This is a genomic window from Mesorhizobium sp. FG116, from assembly GCF_057809835.1.
On sequence record NZ_JBMDKS010000107.1, the window covers coordinates 1 to 1,867 of the forward strand.

At 59.3% G+C, this 1,867-nt stretch carries 2 protein-coding genes; both read left to right on the plus strand.

Annotated elements, in window-relative coordinates:
• Window positions 1-895: methionine synthase (locus tag ACODTY_RS23910; RefSeq protein WP_488996665.1), on the plus strand; the 895-nt coding region annotated here is incomplete at its 5' end.
• 129 nt (window positions 896-1,024) lie between these two features.
• Window positions 1,025-1,525, plus strand: coding sequence for a flavin reductase (locus tag ACODTY_RS23915; RefSeq protein ID WP_488996666.1), 501 nt, complete (start codon window positions 1,025-1,027; stop codon window positions 1,523-1,525).
• Window positions 1,526-1,867 lie beyond the last annotated feature (342 nt).

Genomic DNA, 1,867 nt, shown 5'->3' on the forward strand with positions numbered 1-1,867 from the left:
TCTGTCGCTCGACGACCAGCGCCAGGCCGGCATCGACATCGTCAGCGACGGCGAGCAGACCCGCCAGCATTTCGTCACCACCTTCATCGAACACCTCGACGGCGTCGATTTCGAGAAGCGCGAGACCGTCCGAATCCGGAACCGCTATGATGCGAGCGTGCCCACCGTCGTCGGTGAAGTGTCGCGCCAGAAGCCGGTCTTCGTCGAAGACGCGAAATTCTTGCGCAAGCAGACCGACAAGCCGATCAAATGGGCTCTGCCGGGTCCGATGACGATGATCGATACGCTATTCGACGATCACTACAAAAGCCGCGAAAAGCTCGCTTGGGAGTTCGCCAGGATCCTCAATGAGGAAGCCAAGGAACTGGAAGCTGCCGGCGTCGACATCATCCAGTTCGACGAGCCTGCCTTCAACGTCTTCTTTGACGAGGTGAACGCGTGGGGCGTCGACACGCTTGAGCGGGCAATCGAGGGGCTCAAGTGCGAAACCGCCGTCCACATCTGCTACGGCTACGGCATCAAGGCCAACACCGACTGGAAGAAGACTCTCGGCGAGGAATGGCGGCAATATGAGTCGACCTTCCCCAAGCTGCAGAAATCCGGGATCGGCATGGTCTCGCTGGAGTGTCACAACTCGCATGTTCCGATGGATCTGATCGAGCTCATTCGGGGCAAGAAGGTGATGGTGGGCGCCATCGACGTGGCATCCGACACGATCGAGACTCCGGAGGAAGTCGCCGACACGCTGCGCAAGGCGCTCAAGTTCGTCGACGCCGACAAGCTTTGCCCCTGCACGAATTGCGGCATGGCCCCACTGTCGCGGCGTGTCGCCAAGGGCAAGCTGCAGGCGTTGAGCGCCGGCACCGAAATCGTCCGCAAGGAGCTCTCGGCTTAAGGGCCTCCAACATCATTCGCACGCCCCCCGAAGAGATTCCGGGGCGCGCCAGACTTACCGCACCGAATTGGGAACATGGGACGTTGCGCGACCGGTTGGGTCGCCCACCGTCAGCGCCGAGAGGCCGACATGGGAATGATGGATCACCGCTTCAGCATTGTGGACAAGCACGCGTTTCGCAATGGCATGTCGCGACTCGGCTCGGCCGTCAGCGTGGTCACCACCAGTTCTGGCGGTCAGCGCTTCGGCTTTACAGCCTCGGCCGTCTGCAGCGTCAGCGACACGCCGGCAACGCTTCTGGTCTGCATCAATCGCGCAAGCTCATGTTTTCGTGCTTTCAAAAACGCGAGCCATTTCTGCGTCAACACATTGATGCCGGGTCAGGAGTCCATTTCCGATGTGTTCGGCGGGCGCACTCCGTCAGAAGACCGGTTTGCACAGGACGAATGGACTACGGGCCTCACGGGTGTTCCGGTGCTTGTCAACGCCTCGGTCAGCTTCGAATGCGCGCTCACCAGTTCCGTCGACGAGGCCACCCATCGCATCCTCTTCGGGCGCGTGATCGACATCAGGGAGAACGTAGAACAGGCAACGCTGCTTTATTGCATGCGCCGCTATCTAAAAGGCTAGGCTCAGGACTCGTTGACGGCGAGCGCCCTGCCGAGAGTAGTGTCTTCAGGGACGTCAATCGGCGACTATCTGGCCCTCAAGCCAGATATCTTTGTTGTGTGGTTGGTTGCAACTACCGATATCGACATTCGCTGCAAGTACTTGTTTAAAAAAGATATCACCACGCCCTGGCCCCGTAATCCCAAATGTTCAGGATGGGCATGGGCGCCGGCAGAGCCGAGATGAATAGCCGATTTGGCGCCGCATCCGGACTGACAGCTTTATGGAACACATTTGCCTGAAGTGGCTATTCCTCCGCCACGACTAGCCGGCCATCCTCTCGGGAAGATTCAGGATCGTCAC

Bases quoted from the DNA above. Each gene is read 5' to 3' on its own strand.
- ACODTY_RS23915 (WP_488996666.1), top strand. From the start codon at position 1,025: ATGGGAATGATGGATCACCGCTTCAGCATTGTGGACAAGCACGCGTTT.